Source organism: Nocardiopsis coralliicola (genome assembly GCF_054779695.1).
In genome coordinates this window covers 70,942-90,886 of record NZ_BAAGXT010000018.1, presented here as the reverse complement: position 1 = coordinate 90,886, position 19,945 = coordinate 70,942, and the positions used below count along the sequence as shown (strand labels likewise).

Here is a 19,945-nt window from a genome sequence, read left to right as displayed (position 1 = left end):
AGGCGGGCCCTGCCCGCGCTGGAGGCGCCCGTGTCCGACGAGCACCTGGTCCTCGTAGGGCTGGTGATCCTGCTGGTGGTGTTCGGCGGCCGGCTGCTGGCCGGCCGCCTGCGCCTGCCCGACGCGGTGGTGCTCGTCGTGCTGGGCGTCGCGGTCAGCTTCGTGCCGGGCGTGGACGACCTGCACGTCTCGCCGGACGTGATCCTGCTGCTGTTCCTGCCGCCGCTGATCTACAACGCGGCGTTCTTCTCCTCGCCGCGGGACATGCGCTCCGAGGCGCGGCCCATCATCGCGCTGGCCGTGCTCACCACCCTGGTCAGCGCATTCGCGGTAGCGGGCGTCATCCACCTGGTGCTGCCGCACGCCGGCTGGCCGGCGGCGATCGCGGTGGGCGCTGCGGTGGCGCCGACCGACGCGGTGGCGTCCGCGGCGATCCTCAAGCGGATCGGCGCGCCGCGGAGGGTCCTCACCCGGCTGGAGGGGGAGAGCCTGATCAACGACGGGGTGGCGCTCACCCTGTTCTCCCTCGCCGTGACGGCGATGATGACGCCGCTGTCGGTGGCCGACGGCGTGCTGGAGCTGCTCCGCGTCGTGGTGGGCGGCCTGCTGTTCGGCGGGCTTATCGCGGTGGCGGTGACCTGGGCGCGGAAGAGGTTCGGCGACGCCAACGCGCAGCTGGTGCTCTCGCTGATGACGCCGTTCGTGGCCTACGTTCCGGCCGAGGCGCTCGGATTCTCCGGCGTGCTGTCGGCCGTCGTCGCGGGCTTCTACCTGGGGACGCACGGCGAGGGCCTGCTGCCGCCGGCGGTGCGGGTGACCGGCACGACGATCTGGCGCGGCCTGGTCATGCTCCTCGAGTCGACGCTGTTCGTCCTGCTCGGGCTCCAGCTGCACGAGGTGTTCGCGGCCGTCGCCGGCGTCCCGCTGCCGCGGCTGGTGATCGGCGCGGCCGCGGTGCTGGCGACCGCGGTCGCCGTGCGGCTGCTCTGGGAGCTGGCGGTGCCGTGGCTGCTCCGGATGGCACCGGGCCGGCTGCGGGTGCCGCCGGAGTCGGCACGGTTCCAGATCGTCATCGGCTGGAGCGGAATGCGCGGCGCGATCTCGCTGGCGATCGCGCTGTCGCTGCCGGTGACGGTGAACGGCGCGCCGTTCACCGACCGCAGCCTGCTGCTGTTCTTCGCGGCGGTGGTGGTACTCGGCACGCTGATCGGGCAGGGCACGACGCTGCCGTGGGTGCTGCGCAAGACCGGGCTCGCCGGCGGCGAGGACCGGGACCGGGAGTACGCGCTCGCCAAGGAGGCGATGGGCCGGGCCGGCCTCGCCCGGCTGGACGAGATGCTCGACGACGAGGACCTGGAGCCCGAGCAGACGGACCCGGTGCGCCGCCGGCTCGCCGAGGGCGTGCGCCAGGCGCGGCGCCACCTGGAGCACCTGGACGCCGGCAGCGCTGACCGGGACGGACTGCGGCAGCAGCTGCACGATGTGGCCTACGTGAAGACGGAGGTCCGCACCGCGCAGCGCACCACCGTGGACCGGCTCTACCGCGAGGGCGAGATCGGCTACGAGACGCTGCAGCGGATCCGCCGCCAGCTGGACCTCACCGAGCCGCCGGAGCAGCCGCCCGCGCAGTGACGGCGCTGACGGCGCCGCCGGAGACCCGCTCGACCAGCTCCTCCCAGCGCTGCGCCACGGTACCCGGCCGCCACCGGTCGGCCGCCTCCAGCGCGGCGCTGCCCATGCGCAGCCGCTCGTTGCGGTCCTGCACCAGTTGCAGGAGCGCCGCCGAGAGCCCGTCGGTGTCCTGGTCGTCGACGAGGAGGCCGGTGCGGCGGTGGTCGATCATCGCGGCGGGGCCGTGCGGGCAGTCGAAGCTGGCCACCGGGACGCCGGCGGCGAACGCCTCGCAGATCGTCATCGGCAGGCCCTCGCGGCGCGAGGAGATGGCGACGGCGGAGGCTTTGGCGAATTCAGCCGCGGTGTGCGCGGTGCGCCCCATGAGCAGCACGCGGCCGTGCAGCCCGGATGCAGCGATCGCACGTTCGGCGTCGGCCCGGCGCGGTCCGGTGCCGTAGATCCGCAGCCGCCACTCCGGGTGCTGCCGCGCCACCGGGGCGAAGGCGCGGATGAGCACGGGGAACTGCTTCACCGGGATGAGCCGGCCGGCGGCGGCGACCACCGGGTTCTGCAGCCGGGACCGGGCGTAGACGCCGTCGGCCAGCGGGTTGTCCATGGTGGCCAGCCACGGGCTGTCCCGGCCGAGTCCGAGGTAGTCCTCGTAGGCGCGGCGGTCGGCGTCGGTCAGCACCGTCATCGCGGTGAGGCTGCGGTGCACGGTGCGCACGTGGTCCAGCACGTCGGGCCGCTGCTGGACCAGGTTGAGGTGCTCCTGGCCGATGCGCACCGTGCCGGGGCGGCCGAAGGCGGCCAGCAGCGAGTTGACGCCGGGCCGGGTTCCGACGACCACGTCGGCGCCGGTGCGGCGGAGGTACTCGCGGACGGCGCGCTCGGTGGCGGCGTTGAACACCGCGGTGCTGCGCTCGGCCTCGGAGGCGGGCACGGCCTCGGCCGGCTCCCGCTCCAGCGCGGCGGTGGCCCGATCGGGCTCGGGCCGGTCCCGCCAGCTCGCCGCGCAGGTGAGCGAGCGCATCCCGACCGCCGGGTCGACCGGGAAGAACGGGCGCGCGGCGCCCTGGGCGAGGCTCACGATCTCCACGTCGTGCTGCCGCGCCGCCAGCCCGGCGGCGAGGTTGACGGTGGAGCGGATCGTGCCGCCCATGCCGTAGGCGTTGGCGATCAGGAAGGCGACCTTCACCGGCCCGCCTCCCCCGCCTTGCGGCCCGGCCCGGCGCTGTCCCGGCCGGTGCGGTCCGGCCCGGTGCGGCCGTCCGGGGGAACCCGCTCAGACCGGGCGCCCCGTTGCGGAACGGCCGGCGGAAGCCCGTCCCCCGGGGGACCGCCGGCGTGCGGAGCCGATCCGGCGCGGCCGCCACGCGGCGACCCGCCGCCGCCTTCCGGCGGCCGCGCAGCCGGCGCCGGTTCCGCGCGCCCGGCCGAGCCCGAGCGAGACCGGTCAGACTGCAGCGGATCGCTGGACTGCAGGCTCGGCCCAGCGGGGCCGAAGGCGCCAGGCCGAGAGCGGGCGGTCGGGGCCGGCCGGGCACCAGCACGGCCCAGCGCAGACGGTTCGACCCGGCCGTCGGCACCGGAGCCCGCGTGTTCGCCGGGGCGCCCGCCGGGAAGACCGGAGTCCGCTGCCAACGGGGCCGGCCCGCTCGCGCCGTCCTGTGCCGGCGCGGCGGAAGCGGCGGGACCAGACCCGCCGTCCTTCCGCAGGTTGCCCGGGTGCGGCCGCCTCGGCGCCGCGGGACCGAGAGCGCCCGGCCCGGATCGGGCGGTTGGCGCCGGCCGGGCAGCGCTGCGGCCGGGCGCTGCGCCCCCGGCCTCCGGAGCCGGCGCGGCCGCGGTGGATCCGCCGCCCTTCGGCGGTGCGCTCGGCGAGGCGGGGACGGCCTGGGCCACCGGCCTGATCGCGAGCGTGCGCGGCAGGGCGAAGGAGGCGCTGCCTCCCGGCGCGGAGGCCGCTGCCGTCCGTGCGGCGGCCCGCTGGGGCTGGCTCGCCGAGCCGGCCCGGGTCGGGGCGCTGGGCTCCGGAGCGCGGTGCGGGCGGGGCGGGGCGGGGGCCGGGTCGGAGTCGGAACGTGCGGTCGGAACCGCGGGCCGGTGGCGCTCGGGCTCCGCGCCCGTGGCGTACGCGGCGCTCGGCGCCCCCTGGGGTGCGGCGGGCTCGGCGCGGACGACGAGGCGGTCGCCGGCGGCGAAGGCGGGGCGGAAGGCGACGGCGCGTCCGTTGGGCAGCGCCGCGATACACCGCGGGAACGACGCCTTGTGCCGCTTGTCGGCCACACCGTCGCAGCGCACCGCACAGGGCAGCGGAGCGGCGGCGGCGCCGTGGACGGTGAGCGTCCACACCGGCCTCGCCCGCTCAACGGCGGCGGCCTCGTCGGCCGCAGGGCCCAGTACCGCGCCGGGCGCGAACACCGCGGCGGGGATGGTGCAGGTGAAGTCGCGCCCGTCCAGCAGGACCGGCAGCCGGCGTTCGGCGCCGCCCGCGGCGGCCACCAGCTCCACCGCCGCGCCCGGCGGCACCTCGGGCACGTAGGCGAGGAAGCCGGACACGGTCAGCCCGCTGCCGTCGGCGTCGACCGTACGCAGCTCCGCGTGCGGGCGCGCGGTGGCGGCGCGCACCCGCAGCCGGCCGCCGCCGGTCCGCACCGCGGTGAAGGTGCGGGTGCGGTGCCGGCGCGCGTAGGAGAGCGCGTCGAGTTCACTGAAGCAGGGGTCGGCGGTCTCGATCGGGTCCCAGACGCGGCTGAGCGGGCCGCCGGTGGTCCACCGCAGCACCCAGGTGCCGTCCGGGAGGCCGGAGAGGTCGACCTCCACTCGGCGCCCGTCGATGCGGGCCCGGCGCCGCACCCGGCGGACGCCGCGCTCCGCCGCGGACTTGGTCGGCACGAAGGTGAGGGACGCCCGTCGCTGGGGCGGGGCCGCCGTGATCAGTTCGAGTACGTCGTCGTCGCGTACCCGGCTCGCCTCGACCAGCATGCGTGCGGCTCCCCCCGTCGCGGTGCGGCCGGGCGTGCTGGCCGGCCTGCGACGACCCTAGATAGCCGCCCTCCAGCGCCGACTCAACGCAGGAACAAACCGGGGCAAATTCCGATGAACCGCCCGCCGCTTCGCGCGATCGGCGAGAAAGTGCTCCCACCGGGCGAGGACCCCTTCGAGCGCATACGTGGAGGAGGATTCCAGCGCTCCGGCGGACATCCGGCGGCGCAGCGCGTCGTCGGCCACCATCCGGCGGAGCGCGGCGCTGAGCGCGTCGACGTCCTGATCGGCCACGAGCAGGCCGTTGCGGCCGTCGGAGATGATCTCGCGGGGCCCGTGCGGGCAGTCGAAGCTGACCGCGGGCAGCCCCGCGGCGAACCCCTCGATGAGGGTCATGCCGAAGCCCTCGACCCGGGAGCTCACCGCCAGCAGCGACGCCTTGGCGAGCTCAGTCGACAGGTCCGCGGTGCGGCCCATGAGCTGCACCTGGTTGCCGAGGCCGCGGCGGGCGATGGCGGCGCGCAGCTCTTCGGCCTGCCGCCCGCCGCCGTAGATGCGCAGCCGCCACTCCGGATGGTCGGCGGCGACCGGGGCGAACGCGTCGAGCAGCTTGGGGTACTGCTTGATCGGCGACAGCCGGCCGGCGGCCGCGATGATCGGGTTGGCCTGGGTGCTGCGCGGCTGCGGGCCGGGCGGCAGCGGGTTGGGCAGCACGGTCGGTGCCGGTGCGTCCCGGCCGAACAGGCGGCTGTAGGCGGCGCAGTCGGCGTTGGTGAGCACGGTCAGCCCGTCGAGCCGCGGGTAGAGCCGCGCTATGGCGGCGCGCACCTCGGGCGCGTGCTCACCCAGATTGACGTGCTCTTGGCCCAGGGCGAGCACGTGCCGCGGCGTCCACGAGGCCAGCAGCAGGTTGATGCCGGGCCGGGTGCCGATCACCGCGTCGGCGCGGGTGGTGCGCAGGTAGCGGCGGAGCGCCGCGACCGCTGCGGTGGTGAAGCTCTTGTTCCGGCGGCGCTCAGGCTGGGGGATGATCCGCCGTGCCTGCTTTCCCGAGTCCCGGTCGGCCGGGCGGGCCGACTCGCCGACGCGGGCGAGCGAGGTGACCCGAACGCCGTCGGGCACGGTGAAGAACGGCTCCTCGCGGTGGCGGACGAGGCTGACGATCTCGACGTCGTGCCGCGCGGCGAGCCCGCCGGCGACGGTGAACACGGTGCGGACGGTGCCGCCCATGCCGTAGGCGTTGGCGATGACGAAGGCGATCTTCATGTGGCGTGCTCCCATGCCGCGCCGCGGCCGTCTCCTGCACCTCCGCGGGCCCTGCCGCGCGCCGCCCGGAAGGCGGCGCGGGCACGGGGCGCCGCACCGTTCGGAGGCGCCGCGCTGTCCGCGGGGGCGCCGGCCCCGCCGGGCACTGCGGGTTCGGCGCCCTCGCCCGCGGCGAGCGGCTGCGCCACTCCGGCGCCGGTGTCCTGCCAGGGCGGGTCCGCTTCGGCGGCCGCGGGGGGCTCGGCGGCAGCGAGGAGGGAGAGCTCGTCGGCGACGGTGAAGTAGGGGCCGACGCGCACCGAGCCGTCCAGGCCGGACTCGCCGGCGGGGAAAGCGGTCTCCGGGTAGACGGCCTTGCGCTTCTTACCGGCGACATCGTCGAAGTGCGCGGCGATCCGCAGCTCCGCGGCCGGGTCGGGGGCCGGACCTGCCGGGCCCGCGAGGCCGCTCGGCGCGAGCCAGAGGTCCCACTCGTTGTGCGGCCGCTCGGGGCGGTACCGCTCCGCGATCGGAGCCAGCGGGATCGTGCAGGAGAAGGCGCGCCGGTGGAGCCGGGCGGGCAGGACGAGGAGCCCGTCCAGTTCGCGCTGGCGGACGACGACCACCGGCTCCCCTCCCTCCGCCGCGGTGGGGTCGGCGGCGTAGGCGAGCACCCCGGAGACGGTGACCCCTTCGGCGGCGGCCGCGGTGTCGATCCACTGCACTTCGGCATAGGGGGCGACGGGCTCGGCATGGACGAGCATGCGGCCGTCAGCGGCGCGGCCCGGGGTGAGCCGGATGCTGCGGGGCTGTTCCAGAGCTGCCGCGCGGTCGCCGAGGTTCAGGCCGGGATCGGTGGTGGTGACGGGGCCGCTGCGGCCGCCGCGGGTCCAGCCGACCTCCCACGAGCCGGCGGTGATGCGGTCCGCCGGAAGCTTCGCGGTTCCGTCCGCCCCGTCCCACTCGACGGCGCACTCGACCGGATCCCCGCCGCCGGACGGCACCATGACGAGGTCCGGCCCTCCGCCGGCCGCGCCGAATGCTGCAGCCCGCAGGTGGAGCACATCGTCGACGTCGATCCGATTGCATTCGGTTAGCACAGCGATACCCCCGTATTGCCCGCCCGGCGGTCACGGTACCGCCCAACGGTTAAAGGAGCCTTAACAGCGCCGCAATCGGTGTGCCATCCCACCGTGTCGCAGCGCCGCGCCCGCCCGGAGTGCGGTGTAGCGCACGCATCGTCCGCTTTGCCGCGGCGCGGCCCTGCGCCGAACGGGCGGAGCGAAGCCCGGCGCCGGCAGCGCTGCGCAGCACGGGGCACGGAGGCCGCACGGGGCGGGCCCCTGCCCGGCCGAAGCCGTTCGGGGCGCGCCTGCCGGGCCGCGCTGGGCGCCGCCTGGCCGGTACCCGCAGTGGGACGCGGCAATGGCCGGCCGGGTGTGCCCGCGGGCCGGCTGCGGCCGGATCCGGCCGCAGCCGGCCCGCCTGTCCGCAGAGCGGTCAGTCTGCCTGCCGGGCGGCAGCGGCGGCGGAGCGGTCCGGATCGGGGGCCGCAGGCTTCTCCGCGCGGAGCAGGACGATGCTGCCGCGGGTGTTGGGCGACGTGCGGTCGGAGAGCGCGATCAGGGGGATGAGCGGCGCGGCCGCGTTGAAGCCGTAGCGGCCGCCGTACGCCGACAGCGTCAGGTAGGCGCGCTCGGCGGCGCGGGATCGGAACTGGTAGCTGTGCTCACGGACTGCGAGTCCGCGCTCAGCCAGCAGCGCCGTGAGGGTTTCGTGGGTGTAGGTGCTGCGCACGTCGTAGCGGCGGCTGTGCGCGGTGAACAGGTGCGGCCACTCCCCCCGCCGGGACAGGCAGTCCGCCGACATGGCGAGCGTTCCCCCGGGTTTGAGGACCCGCGCGATCTCGTCCAGCGCGGCGCCGCCGTCGGCGAAGTGCTCGATGGCGCAGACGGACAGCACGGCGTCCACCGAGGCGTCGCGGAGCGGCAGCGCCAAGGCGTCGCCTTCGATGAGGCCCGGGGCGTCGCGCAGCCGCGCGCCGCGGAGCATCTTGCCGCGCGCCAGATCCACCGAGAGCGCGTGCGCCCCGCGGCGGCGCGCCTGGCCGGCCCAGTAGCCGTCGCCGCCGGCCACGTCGAGGACGGTTCGACCGCGCAGATCGCGGCCGAGCCAGTCGAGCAGGGTCGATGCCTCCCGCTGGCGGCAGATATGCACCCGGTGTCCGGCGAAGGCAACGGCGTCAGTGATTCCCACGGCCCCAACCCTAGGGCGTGTTAGGTGGACCACTGCCCTGCTGCGCGCCGCCCTGGCGCGCCCGTCGCGGCGTTCTCCTCAATCGAGGAGGAAAACCCCGCCCTGACCCCCTCGCCGGCCGTGCGGCGGGTGCACCGCCGACACCGCTCGCGACAAACGCCACCCACCACACACGCCCTCGGCGCCGCGCCCAGCGCGGACCACGCTCCGCACCACTGCCGCGTGCCTGCGGCCGCCCCGGACCCCCGGGCCCGCACCGGCCGGCGCGGGACGGCGCTCCGCCTCCACCGGTGGCGGCCCACCCGCTCCGCCGGCCCCCTGCACCCGCTTCAGCCCGCACGCCCACTGCCGCGCACCTTCCGGAAGTGCCTGGGCTGACCGTCCCAGCACCTCTTGACCGGCACATCCCGTATCTGGCGCGCGGGAAGGCACTCCCCCGCGGCAGGACCCCAAGCGCCCCCTTCCCGCCCGGGCCGCAGCCCGGGTGTGCCGTCGCGCAACTTCCAGCAGCGCCCGTGCTACCGGGTCCCCCCGCTCCGCCTGCCCGGTCCGTGCCGGCCCCGGGTCGGGACCCTCGTGCCGGCCCACCCGCCCGGCCGCCCCACCCAACAGCGGCGTGCGTACTTCTCCGCGCTGCATCCCGGCGCGGGAGGCAGCTCCGGGAGCCCGCCCGCCCGGCGGCGGAGATACCCCGCCGCTGCGTCCCCGCCCCGACCCGCGGACGCGGCGTCCGCCGCCGGGCGTTCTCGGCAAGCGCCCGGACTGACCGTTCCCTGCGCCAGTGCGCAGCTCGCTCCGCAGGCTCGGAGAAGGCGCTCCGGCCCTCCCACTGCAGGACAACCCCCGCGGCCGGCCCCCTGCGTACCGCTCCGCCCTGCTGCCCGACCGGGCCGCGGCTCGCGTCCGCTGCCGCGCACCTTCCGGGCGCGCCCGGCTCGCGGGACGGCACTCCCGTCCGCCCGCGGTGGCCCGCCCGCTCGCCACCCCCTCCGAACGGCGGCGTGCATACCCGCTTCGCGCTGCATCCCGCCCGGTCCGCTCGCCGTCTGCTGCCGGACGCATCGGGGCGCCCCGGGCTGCCTGGCCGGCGCATGGCGCCGCGGCCGGCGGAGACGGTGGCCCTGCCGGAGCGCGGGGTACCCGGCCGGGCGGGGCCGGCTCGATACGCTGGCCGGCGTGCTGGAGCGAGTGCGCCGGGGAATCGGCCGGCTGCGGGGCGACCGGCGGGTGCGGTTCGCGGTGCTCGCGGTCGTCCTCGCCTGCGCCGCCGTTGCGCTGTGGGCCCGGTGGGACGAGGCCGGCGCGGCGCTGGCCGCGCTGCCCGGATGGGTACCGGTGGCCGCGGTGGGCGCCGCCGCGCTCGGGCTGGCCGGCCAGATGCTCGCCTGGCGCGCGCTGCTGGCCGGCCTCGGCGCGCCGCTGCCGGCGGCTCAGGCGGCCCGGATCGTCTTCGTCGGCCAGCTCGGCAAGTACCTGCCGGGGTCGGTGTGGGCGTTCGCCGCGCAGGTGGAGCTGGCCCGGGACCGGGAGGTGGCCCGCCATCTCGGGGCCTCCGCCACGGTGCTGGCCGTCGCCGTGACACTCACTGTGAACCTCGCCGTGGCCGCCGGCACGCTCCCCTTCACCTCCGCCGACGCCGCGCGCCGCTGGTGGTGGGCGCTCGCCCTCGCGCCCGTGCTCCTGGCCGCCCTGCACCCCGCGGTGGTGACGCGCTGCCTGCGCGCCGCGCTCCGGCTGCTCCGGCGCCCCGCCAGCGACATCGCGTCGCTGCAGATCGGGGCGGGGCCGATGGCGGCCGCGATCGGCTGGACCCTGGCGGCCTGGGTGCCGCTCGCCGTGCACATCGGCGTCCTCGCCGCCGGCGCCGCCGACGGTGGAACCGGCTCCGCCCCCGGCGGGGCCGCCCTGTTCGCCGCCGCGACCGGCGCCTACGCGCTGGCGTGGACGCTGGGCGTGCTCTTCGTGATCGCGCCGGCCGGCCTCGGCGTGCGCGAACTGGTCCTCGTGGTCGCCCTCGCCCCGCTCCTCGATCCGGGCGCCGCGCTCGTCGTCGCCGCCCTGTCCCGACTGGTCATGACGGTCGCCGACCTCCTCTGCGCGGCCGTCGCCGCGGCCGCGGCCCGCCGCCGCTGATCCGCCGGCGCCCACTGCACTGCGCGGGCGGGTACGCCCTAGGGCGCGGTGAGGGCGCGGACGTACGCCGACCAGAGGCGGTCGGCTTCGGCGGCCGGAGCCGCCTTCTGGGCCCCGGAGCGGAGGCGCGCGGCGGTGGCGGGGTCGCGGAAGGCCTCCAGGGCGCGGGCGAGGTCGCCGGGGTCTCCGGGCGCGCAGAGCAGCCCGTCCGCGCCGTCGGCGATCCGGTCCGGCAGGGTTCCGGCGCGGGTGGCGATCACCGGCAGGCCGTGGGCGCGGGCGAGCCACACGTTCTGGGTGGCGGTGGCGGTCCGGTACGGGAGCACCAGCGCGTCGGCCCCGGCGAACAGCGCGGGCACCTCGGCCGCCGGGACGTAGCCCTCGCGCAGCTCCACCCGGTCGGCGATGCCCAGCGCTCGCGCGAGGGCGGCCAGCTCCCCGGAGCCGCCCCAGAACTCCCCGGCGACGGTGAGCCGCGCATCCGGGCCCGCCCCGGCAGCGAAGGCCCGCAGCAGCACGTCGACGCCCTTGTAGGGGCGGACGATGCCGAAGAAGAGGAAGTGCGGCGGACGGCTCTCCGGCGCTGTTCCGGCCGCTGCGGCCCCGCCGGGCTCCGCCCCCGCACCGTCCCCGGATGCGGCGGTGCCCGCATCCGCCGGCGCGGGCAGATGCGGCGGGAGTTCGGCGACGCGCACGTCGGCGCCGGGCACGAGGCCGCGGGCCAGTTCGGCCTGCTCCGCGGAGTGCACGATGACGGTGTCGGCGCGGCCGAGCAGGGCGGCCATCAGCGCGGAGTCGCCCGGCCGCGGCTCGTGCGGCAGGACGTTGTGCGCGACGACGGCGGTCCGGGCGCGGCGCCGGGCCGCGGCGAGCAGCGCGGTGTAGGCCGGCGCCTGGACCGGGGTGAGCACCGCGGCCGCGACTAGGTCGGCCGCGCGGCCCGCGCGCAGCCCGGCCCGCACCCAGCTGTCCGGGCGGTACCAGGCCAGGTCGCGGCGGAGGGGCCGGTACTCGGGCCCTTCCGGTTCGCTGATGGTCTGCACGCCCGGGTAGAGCGCGGCCGGGTACTGGGCGCGCCAGGTCTCCAGCACGGTCGGGTGGCCCGCTCGCGCCAGGCGGTGCGCCAGCTCGGTGGTGTGCCGGGCGCCGCCGCCCTTGTAGGGGTGGGCGGGTCCGGCGAGCACGATGCGCACCGCCTCACGCTCCGTTCCGCGACCGCACGATGAGGTCGGCGAGCAGCGCCATCGCGCCGATCAGCAGCCCCGTCATGAGGAGCATCACCGTGTTGTTGGGGATGTAGAGCGGGTTGCGCACCTGGTCGAAGACGAACTTGGCGGTGCCGATGCCGAACAGCCACAGCGCCGGCGGCATCAGCACGGTGAGCGGGTTGAAGTACATCACCATCCGCAGCACCTGCAGCAGGTAGCGGTAGGCGTCCCGGATGAAGTGGAACTTCGACGAACCGGACCGCTTCGCATAATCGATCGGCACGTAGGCGATGCGGTGCTGGTTGGACAGGAAGGCCAGGGTGATCGTGGTGACGCAGGAGAACCCGGGCGGCAGCAGCCGCAGATAGGGCAGCGACACGCTGCGGCGGAACGCCCGCAGGCCCGAGTTGAGGTCGGGGATGCGGCTGTTGGTGAGCCGCTCGGCGATCTTGCGCACCACCCACTTGGCGGGCACCCGCAGCACCTTGTGCGTCCCCGCCTCGGTGACCCGCGCACCGACGACCTGGTCGAGGCCGGCGTCCTGCTGCAGCATCCCGACGAGCTCGGGGATGCGCTCGTTCGGATAGCTCATGTCGGCGTCGGTCCACACCACGATGGAGCCGCGGGCCCGCTGGGTACCGAGCCGGCGTACGGTGCCGGCGCCGCCGTTGTGGCCGAAGGCGACGACTTCGAGGTGCGGGAAGCGCTGCTCGGCGGCGCGCAGCCGCTCCAGGGTGGCGTCGGTGGAGGCGTCGTCGACGGCGAGCAGCTCGTACCGGTAAGGCGAAGCGTCCATCGCGGCGCAGATGCGCTCGACCTCGTCGATGACGTGCGCCTCTTCGTTGAAGCAGGGCAGCACGATGCTCACCGTCGGCGGTGCACCGCCCTCCACCGCCCCGGCCGGGCTGTCCTGCGCGGCCGCATCGGCCGGCGCGGCTGCGCCGGCCGCGGAGACCTGTATGGCGGCGGCGTCCTCGGCTCCGGGCGCGGCGCGGCCGGCCTCGCTGAGCGCCGTCTCCCGGCGCGCGTCAGGGTCCAGGGTCACGGTCGGTCCACTCCTGTCTCGGTCTCCGCGGTACCGCCGGATGCGGCGCCCCGCGCCGGCGCGGGGCGCTCGTCGCCCGGGGCCGGGGCGCGCTTGGGCTCGACGGCGATCCAGATGTTGCCGGTGAACGCCCACGAGCCCGTCGGCGGTTCCATCAGCGTGCTGGGGTCCTGCTCCGCTTCGACACGGAACACGTGCTGGGTCTTGTCCGCCGGCACGAAGCCCAGCAGCGCCTCCTGGTTCTCCGCCGCGAGGACCGGCGTCCGGTCGCGGGCGCGGATGCCGTCGACGGCGCGCGCGACCGCGTCCAGATCGGCCGCCGCCGACGCCACCGGCACCCGGCACATGCCGCGGATGAGCTGGCCGTAATAGTGGCCGACCCCGTCGACCAGCACCACCGAGGCATCCGGTGGCAGCGCGCGGCAGAGCCGGTCGGCGGCGTCCACGCTGCCCGCGTCGGAGCGGTAGCCCATCGCGCCGGCGGCGGTGACGGCCGCCGGCACCACCAGCAGCAGGGCCGCGACGGCAGCGGTGGGGCCGGGGAGCGCGATCCGGCGGCCCACCCAGTCCGCGAACCAGACGGCGAACAGGATGAACGCGGGCAGCACCAGCACGACGAGGCGGCGGCTCGCCCACGGGTGGTCGGGGGTGATCGCCGGCCGCGCCAGCGTGGCGGCCACCGACCAGGCCAGCACCATCGTCGGCAGCACCCAGTCCGGGGCCCTGCCCTGCAGGATGCGGCGGACGAGCAGCGCGGCGCCCGCGGTGGCCGCGACGACGGTGACCGGGCCGGCGTACCAGCCGACCCAGTACAGGCTCATGTCGTAGTAGTTGCGGTCCGGCTCGTAGGCGAGCCCTTCGATCCGCTGCAGCTGGCCGACGAAGTCGGCGGTGGCCTGGTCGCCGTGGCCGTACTCCGGCAGCAGCAGCGGCCGCAGCGCGAGCCCGGCGGCGGCCGCCGCGACGAGGACCGCCGCAGCGGTCGGGAGCCACCGCGGTCGGCCGGGGGGCGGCAGGCCGCGCCGCCACAGCGCCGCGGTCGCGACGGCGGTGGCGACGAGGACCGCGGCGCAGATCGCGAGGAGCGGGTCGAGGGAGTCGGAGAGGTGGTCGAGGTAGGGCCGCGACAGGCCGAATCCGGCGATCAGGCCGTAGCAGGTGCCGGCCGCGAGGCCGAGGGCCATCGGCACCGCCTGCGCGCGGCGGGCCAGGAGGCAGATGCCGAGGAAGACGACGACGGGAAGCAGGTCGCGCAGCGCGTCGATGCGCACCAGCAGGCCGAGCCCGAAGACGAAGCCGGCCGCGCCGGCCAGCGCGTGCGGCAGCCCCCAGCGGCCGCGGAGCGGCGCGCTGCGCGCGAGGGCGTCGATCGCGAGGCTGAGTGCGCCCAGCAGGAGCACCTGGGCGACGGGTTCGCTGTAGGTGGAGCGGGCGGTGATCTGCTCGGGCAGGGTGACGGCGAGCAGACCGGCCGCGAGCGGCGCCCAGCCCGCGCCGACCAGCCGCGCCGTGAGCCCGCCGAACGTCAGCACCGCGAGGCCCCCGACGATCGGCGGGACCAGCACCATGCCGGCCGGTCCGGCGATCCAGTGCCCGATCGCGTAGACGAGCGGCGCCCCAGCGAGGAACTGCGGCCAGATCTCGTCGCCCACGGCGTAGAAGGCGAGGCTCTCGTAGGTGAGCCCGGGATCGTTGCCGGCGATCAGGTCCCGGCCCTGCGGGATCGGCAGCGACCCCTCGCCCGCGATCCAGATCGCGAACTGGGCGTAGGAGGACGGATCGCGGCGGACGACGAGCGCTTCGGCGTGGTAGAGGAGCTGCACGGCGGCGAACGCCAGTGCGATGGCGCCGGTGAGCAGAACCGGCCACCACGGTTCAGGCGCGGCCTGACCGGAGCGCGCGGGCAGCGCAGGAGTCCAGCGGGCCGCCGCGTACAGCGCCGCGGCGACCGCGGGGCCGCCGAGCACGGCGCCGAGGACGGGGGTGAACACGCCGGCGAGCAGGAGCGGGAAGGCCACCGCGAGCCACGCCGCCAGCCCGGCGGCCGGCAGCACGGTGGCGGCCGCGAAGACGCGGCCCGGGTACGACGGCATGCAGGCGAGTGTGCCAGTCCGTGCACGCTCAGGCCGCATGGGCGCGCATCGGAGCGGAAGTCGCGCCGCCGCGGGCCCGCCGGCTCCGGGCACCGTCGGGAGCCTGCCGCTCCCCCGCCCCGCGCACTGCGCAGCCGCGGTGCGGGCGCCCCGCCCCGCTGGCAGGCCGGATCGCGGGCGATGCCGTCCCCCGCCCGCGCACGCAATCGGCGCGGCCGGGCGGACCGCCCGCCGGATGCACCGCGCCGCCGGTCCGCGCGCAGCGCTCCGGCCTCCCAGCCCCGGGCTCCGAGCTGCGCCAGCGGGGGAAGAGAGGCACGGAGCCGCCCGGCTCTCCCGACCCCCGCATGGCCGGGGCAGGCCGGCGTCCGCCGTGCCCCGCCTGCCCGCAGCAGTGCAGGGAATCCCCTCCGCCTGCGCCCCGAGCGGGCGGAGGGGCAGACACCCCAGGACGGGTGCACCGGAGGCGAACTGCGCCGCGTAGAGCCCGCACCGCCCCCACTCCGCGGTCGGCCCGGGCCACCCCACGCGGCCCCTGACGGAGCAGCGGGACCCGTCCGGAGACGCACGGGGGGAGGTCGTCCGGCCGCTCTCCGGAAACGCGGGCGCGCCGCATTGGCCGCCCGCAGACCGGCGTCCAGTGTGCCCCGCGGCCTCCGCGGCCGGGCGGGCGTCCGTCCGCTGACGGCACCGGGGCCTGCCGGGTGGATGGCGTTCACCGCGAGCGGTGTCGGCGGTGCACCCGTCGCACGGCCGACGAGGGAGTCAGGGCGGGTTTTCCTCTTCGAGGAGAGGAGAACGCCGCGAGGGGCGGGCCAGGGCGCCGTGCAGCAGGGCAGGTGTCCACCCGATAGGCCCTAGCCGCTCCGGGTCGCTGCCCGCTGAGCGCGCCGGCACCAGACGGAGGCAGCCGCGGTCCGGTGTCTGGGACGGCGGCGGGTCCGGTGCCCGGGGTCAGTCGGCCTGGGCGCGCATCTGGAAGGAGGCGGTGCCGCCGTCCACCTGTTCCAGGTCGACGGCCAGGACGCCGCCGTCGAGGGTGATCCGGGCGGTCTCTGCGGCCGGGGCGGTGCACTCTTCGCCCTCGCCGCGGTCGGTGACCTCGGCGGTGTATCCCTCGGTGGGGTCGGCGTAGCCCTCGGTCAGGGTGAGGTCGTAGAAGCAGTCGCCGTCGTCGTCGTTCTCCAGGGTGGCGGTGCGCTCGCCTTCGCTGAGCGGCATCTCCCACAGGGCGGTGCCCTGGACCGCTTCCCAGTCGCCCTCGAACTCGGTGGTGAACTCGGGGACGACCATCGGCTCCGAGCTGGGGCCGGTGGGCGACGGCGACGGGGACGGGGAGGCCGAGGTGCCGCTCTCCCCGCCGCCGGCCCCTTCGGTCGGCGACGCGCCCGGCGCGGGGCCCCCGCCGCGGAGCCCGATCAGGTAGGCCGCGGCGGCGACGAGGGCCGCCAGCGCGAGGACGCCAGCGGCGATGAGCAGCGGGCGGCCGCGCCTCTTCGGCGCGACCCGAGTGTCCGCGGCGCTCGCCCCCTCAACCCGGGTCGGCGCCGACTCCACCGGCACCGCGGCCGGCGGCGGAGCCTTGCGGCCGAGCAGCATCATCAGCAGGTCCTGGGACGGCGGCCGCTGCGCCGGGTCTTTGGCGAGCGCGGCCTGAACGGGGCCGAGCAGCCGCGCCGGAACGCCGGCCAGGTCGGGGGCTCCGGAGACGATGCGGTGCAGCACCTCGGGCACGGTCTGCCCGGCGAACGGCAGCCGTCCGGTGGCGGCGTAGGCCACCGCGCAGCCCCATGCGAAGACGTCGGTGCCCGGGCCTGCGCCGGATCCGTCGATCTGCTCGGGCGCCATGAACGCCGGCGTGCCGACGGTGCTGGAGGTTCGGGTCGCCGCCGACACCGGCAGCTGGGCGATGCCGAAGTCGATGACGCGCGCGCCGCCCTGGGCGAGGAGCACGTTGTCCGGCTTGAGGTCGCGGTGCACGATGCCGGCCTCGTGGATGGCGACCAGGGCGGTCGCGATGTTGACGGCCAGCCGGTCCAGGTCGGAGCCGGTGATCGGGCCGCGGTCGCGCACCGCGGCGCCGAGCGACGGGCCCTCGACGTACTCGCTGGCGATGTAGGGCGGCGATGCGTCGAAGTCCGCGGCGAGCACGGCGGCGGTGCAGAAGGACGCGACGGTGCGCGCGGCTTCGGCCTCGCGCTGGAACCGGCGGCGCTGGTCGGGGGCGTCGAGCGCGGACGGCGCGAGGGTCTTCACCGCGACCCGGGCGCCGTCCGGCGCCTCGGCCAGGTAGACCGTTCCCTGGCCGCCCTCGCCGAGCCGGCCGAGCAGGCGGAACGGGCCGATCCGGCGCGGGTCGGCGTCGGTCAGAGGGCGGGGCTCGCTCACGGCGGGTCCTTCGTCGGCAGGCGCCGGCCCGCTGCGGGGCCCGGCGGTGTTCTGGATGGGCGGTCGGTGCGGATATTCGGGTGCGGCCGCGGGCGCCGGGCCGGAGCAGCGGCGCGCGGAACGCCGTCGTACCGCCCCCTCATGCGGCGCAGTGCCGCGCCGCCGGTACCGAGTCTGCCGGTTCATCCGGCGCCGCGGCAGGGCCGCCCCGCCGAACCGGCACTTCCGCGCCGCCCGGTGCGGTGCCGGGCGGTGGCGCGCCGGCGCTGCCGGCGCCGTCCGCGAGTGCTTCCCGCGATCCGGGCGGGGCACCCGGCGGGCACCCCCGAGCGAAGGTACCGGACCGCGATCCGCCGCCCCGCGCAACAACTCCGGGTCCGGCGGCATGGGCAGACTGTGACCACTGGTGCGACCGGCGAGTAGCATGTGCGACGTCTCGCCCCCCGTGAGCCCGCGAGGCGACCCGCACCAGCGAAGGACCCCACTTTGTCCGCGGACACCCCTGCCGAGCTCTGGCGCGCTGCAGCCCGGGCCCCCGACCGCCCGTTCGTCACGGCCTATGACGCCCGGACTTCAGGCCGGGTGGAGCTCTCCTGCGCCACCTTCGGCAACTGGGTCGCCAAGACCTCCCACCTGCTGCTCGACGGCCTCGGCGCAGCGCCGGGCGACCGCGTCGCGATCGTACTTCCGGCGCACTGGCAGACCCTGGTGTGGCTGGTCTCCTGCTGGAACACGGGAGTCGTCCCGGTGCTGCCCGGGGCCTCGGGGGCGGCGCTCCCGGAGGCGGACATCGAGGTCACCCACGGCGGGCGCATCGAGGCGGCGCTGGACGGCCCGGCGCAGGAGGCCGTCGCGGTGTCGCTGCACCCGCTGGGCGCACCGCTGCCGGACTGCCCGCCCGCGGCGCTCGACTACGCCGACGAGGTGCGCGTGTATCCGGACGCCTTCACCGGCCCCCCGCCGGCGGCGTCCGCGCTGGCCCTGGAGGTGGCCAGCGGCAGCCTTCCGGCGGCCAGCACCGGAGCCGAGCTGGCGGCCGCGGCCCGGGAACGCGCCCAGAAGTGGGCCCTGACCGCGGACGACCGTGTGGCGATCCTCACCGCAGCCGGCGGTGCGGACGGCGCGGACACCGCCGCGGCGTCCGCGGAGCTGCCCCCCGCAGCGCTCGCAGACGCCCTCCTCGCCGCCCTGGTCAGCGAGACTCCGCTCATCCTCACCCCGGGTATCGATTCGGATAACCTGCAATCACGGCTCGATATGGAGCACGCCACCGCCCTCCTCGGTGCGTCCCCCGCCAGCTTGTCGGAGGCACTCCCCCCGCCCTCGGGCGACATCCGGCCCCTGTCCTGACGTCTCACCCTTTGGTTCCCGATGCCACGAAATCGCCCCTCACCACGTGCGTCCTCGCGGGGACACGCCGCAGCGCGGCGGGCGCTCTCGCCGCGCCGCATCATCGCGGTCGTAACCACCGGCCTGCTCATCTGCAGCATGCTCACCGGCTACGGCATCTACTGGAACATCTACAACAAGATCGACCAGGAGAGCATCGACACCGACGCCTTCGGCGACCGTCCCACCCGGCTCGACGGTGTCGTCAACATCCTGGTCATCGGCTCCGACGTGCGCAGCGGTGACAACGCCGACTACGGCGACGCCGAGGGCGAGCGCCCCGACACGCTCGCCATCGCCCACGTGTCGCCGGCCAAAGACAGCGCCACCCTGGTGAACATCCCGCGCGACTCGGTGGTGGACCAGCCGGCCTGCAACCCGACCGACGACAAGCCGGGCCAGGACGCGCACACCGCCATGGTCGGCGAGGCGATGAACAACGGCGGCGTGCAATGCCTGTGGAAGACGGTCGAGGGCCTGACCAACGTCCACATCGACCACTTCGTCAGCCTGGACTTCATCGGCTTCAAGGAGATGGTGAACGCCCTGGGCGGCGTCACCATGTGCGTGCCCGAGCCGATCAACGACCCCAACGCCGGCCACCTCGACCTGGACGCCGGCGAGCAGAAGCTCGACGGGGAGGAAGCGCTCGGCTTCGTACGCTCCCGCAAGGGCCAGGGCGACGGCAGCGACCTGTCCCGGATCGACCGGCAGCAGGAGTTCATGGGCGCCATGCTGCAGGAGGTCATGAGCGGCGACATCCTGTCCAGTCCGACCTCGCTCAACGGCTTCCTCGGGTCGGTGGCCGACTCACTCACCACCGACGACAAGCTCACCGTCTCCGCGATGGGCGATATCGCGGTGGCGATGCGCGAGGTCGACCTCGGCGACATCGAGTTCGTCACCGTGCCCAACACGCCGCACCCGGCCGACCCGAACCGGATCGCCTGGCATGAGCCGGACGCCACCGAGCTGTGGGAGTCGGTCGCCAGCGACGAGATCAGCGGCGGCAGCAAGGACGACTCCAGCGGCGGTGGCGGCGAAGGCGGCGGCGAGAGCGGCGGAGGCGGCGAGAGCGGCGGCTCCGGCGGCGGTGGCGACGCGCCGGACGTGGACCCGTCCGCGATCTCGGTGGAGGTGCTGAACGGCACTGACATCACCGGCCTCGCCGACGAGGTCTCCGCCGGGCTGGTCGGGATGGGCTTCCAGCCCGCCGGCACCGGCAACCCGATGGGCGAGGTGCCTGCGGCCACCACCGTCTACTACCCGCCGGGCAAGGAGGCGGAGGCCGAGGCCGTCGCAGCGAAGCTGACCAACGCCACCACCGAGGAGAACGCGGTGCTCGGCGACACGCTGCAGCTCGTGGTCTCCCAGGACTGGGACGGCTTCAAGGAGGGAGCCGGCGGCGGAGGCAGCGGCGGAGGCGGCGGGGGCGCCGGCTCGGACGGCAAGAGCGCAGCGGACGCGCAGACCGCCTGCTGACCCCCGGCCCTGCGGCCTCCCGCGGCAGCACAGCACGTAACGGGGCGGGCCCGGCACCGGATTTCCGGTGCCGGGCCCGCCCCGTTGCGTGTGCCGCGGAGTGC

At 76.2% G+C, this 19,945-nt stretch carries 13 protein-coding genes; 4 read left to right on the top strand and 9 right to left on the bottom strand.

Going from position 1 to position 19,945, the window contains the following annotated elements; translation table 11 throughout:
* Window positions 1-30 precede the first annotated feature (30 nt).
* Entirely contained in the window at window positions 31-1,632 is a 1,602-nt protein-coding gene (locus ACYVGT_RS14995; protein ID WP_460858482.1) for a Na+/H+ antiporter, read from the top strand.
* Here ACYVGT_RS14995 and ACYVGT_RS14990 read toward each other — a convergent pair.
* The 5 genes from ACYVGT_RS14990 to ACYVGT_RS14970 form a co-directional block, all read right to left on the bottom strand.
* Entirely contained in the window at window positions 1,598-2,812 is a 1,215-nt protein-coding gene (locus ACYVGT_RS14990) for a glycosyltransferase family 4 protein (RefSeq protein WP_460858480.1), read from the bottom strand. The two genes, ACYVGT_RS14995 and ACYVGT_RS14990, sit on opposite strands and share 35 nt — an antisense overlap.
* Window positions 2,809-4,602, bottom strand: a complete 1,794-nt coding sequence (locus tag ACYVGT_RS14985; RefSeq protein ID WP_460858478.1) for a DNA polymerase III subunit gamma/tau domain-containing protein — start codon at window positions 4,600-4,602, stop codon at window positions 2,809-2,811. Before ACYVGT_RS14985 ends, ACYVGT_RS14990 begins: the two co-directional genes overlap by 4 nt.
* A 57-nt stretch (window positions 4,603-4,659) precedes the next feature.
* Window positions 4,660-5,868 carry a glycosyltransferase family 4 protein gene (locus ACYVGT_RS14980; RefSeq protein ID WP_460858475.1) on the bottom strand — a complete coding sequence of 403 codons (1,209 nt, stop codon included), beginning with the start codon at window positions 5,866-5,868 and terminating at the stop codon, window positions 4,660-4,662.
* Window positions 5,865-6,947, bottom strand: coding sequence for a hypothetical protein (locus ACYVGT_RS14975; protein ID WP_460858472.1), 1,083 nt, complete (start codon window positions 6,945-6,947; stop codon window positions 5,865-5,867). The genes ACYVGT_RS14980 and ACYVGT_RS14975 overlap by 4 nt, the downstream gene beginning before the upstream one ends.
* A 400-nt stretch (window positions 6,948-7,347) precedes the next feature.
* Entirely contained in the window at window positions 7,348-8,103 is a 756-nt protein-coding gene (locus tag ACYVGT_RS14970; protein WP_460858469.1) for a class I SAM-dependent methyltransferase, read from the bottom strand.
* Window positions 8,104-9,282: 1,179 nt separating this feature from the next.
* Between ACYVGT_RS14970 and ACYVGT_RS14965 the strand changes: the two genes are divergently transcribed.
* Window positions 9,283-10,236: a lysylphosphatidylglycerol synthase domain-containing protein gene (locus ACYVGT_RS14965; protein ID WP_460858537.1), complete on the top strand. Its 954-nt coding sequence runs from the start codon at window positions 9,283-9,285 to the stop codon at window positions 10,234-10,236.
* A 38-nt stretch (window positions 10,237-10,274) separates the two neighbouring features.
* Here ACYVGT_RS14965 and ACYVGT_RS14960 read toward each other — a convergent pair whose 3' ends face one another.
* The 4 genes from ACYVGT_RS14960 to ACYVGT_RS14945 form a co-directional block, all read right to left on the bottom strand.
* On the bottom strand, window positions 10,275-11,429 hold the full coding sequence (locus ACYVGT_RS14960) for a glycosyltransferase family 4 protein (RefSeq protein WP_460858466.1): 1,155 nt from the start codon (window positions 11,427-11,429) through the stop codon (window positions 10,275-10,277).
* A 4-nt stretch (window positions 11,430-11,433) separates the two neighbouring features.
* The gene (locus ACYVGT_RS14955) at window positions 11,434-12,336 is read right to left on the bottom strand and encodes a glycosyltransferase family 2 protein (protein WP_460858534.1); all 903 of its coding nucleotides are present in this window, start codon (window positions 12,334-12,336) and stop codon (window positions 11,434-11,436) included.
* A gap of 149 nt (window positions 12,337-12,485) precedes the next feature.
* Entirely contained in the window at window positions 12,486-14,582 is a 2,097-nt protein-coding gene (locus ACYVGT_RS14950; RefSeq protein ID WP_460858463.1) for a hypothetical protein, read from the bottom strand.
* A 954-nt stretch (window positions 14,583-15,536) separates the two neighbouring features.
* Window positions 15,537-16,970, bottom strand: coding sequence for a serine/threonine-protein kinase (locus ACYVGT_RS14945; protein WP_460858461.1), 1,434 nt, complete (start codon window positions 16,968-16,970; stop codon window positions 15,537-15,539).
* 486 nt (window positions 16,971-17,456) lie between these two features.
* On the opposite strand from ACYVGT_RS14945, the gene ACYVGT_RS14940 reads away from it, so the two are divergent.
* Both ACYVGT_RS14940 and ACYVGT_RS14935 read left to right on the top strand, forming a co-directional pair.
* Window positions 17,457-18,320: a TIGR03089 family protein gene (locus ACYVGT_RS14940; RefSeq protein WP_460858459.1), complete on the top strand. Its 864-nt coding sequence runs from the start codon at window positions 17,457-17,459 to the stop codon at window positions 18,318-18,320.
* 21 nt (window positions 18,321-18,341) lie between these two features.
* The gene (locus ACYVGT_RS14935) at window positions 18,342-19,841 is read left to right on the top strand and encodes an LCP family protein (protein WP_460858457.1); all 1,500 of its coding nucleotides are present in this window, start codon (window positions 18,342-18,344) and stop codon (window positions 19,839-19,841) included.
* The last annotated feature ends 104 nt before the right edge of the window (window positions 19,842-19,945 follow it).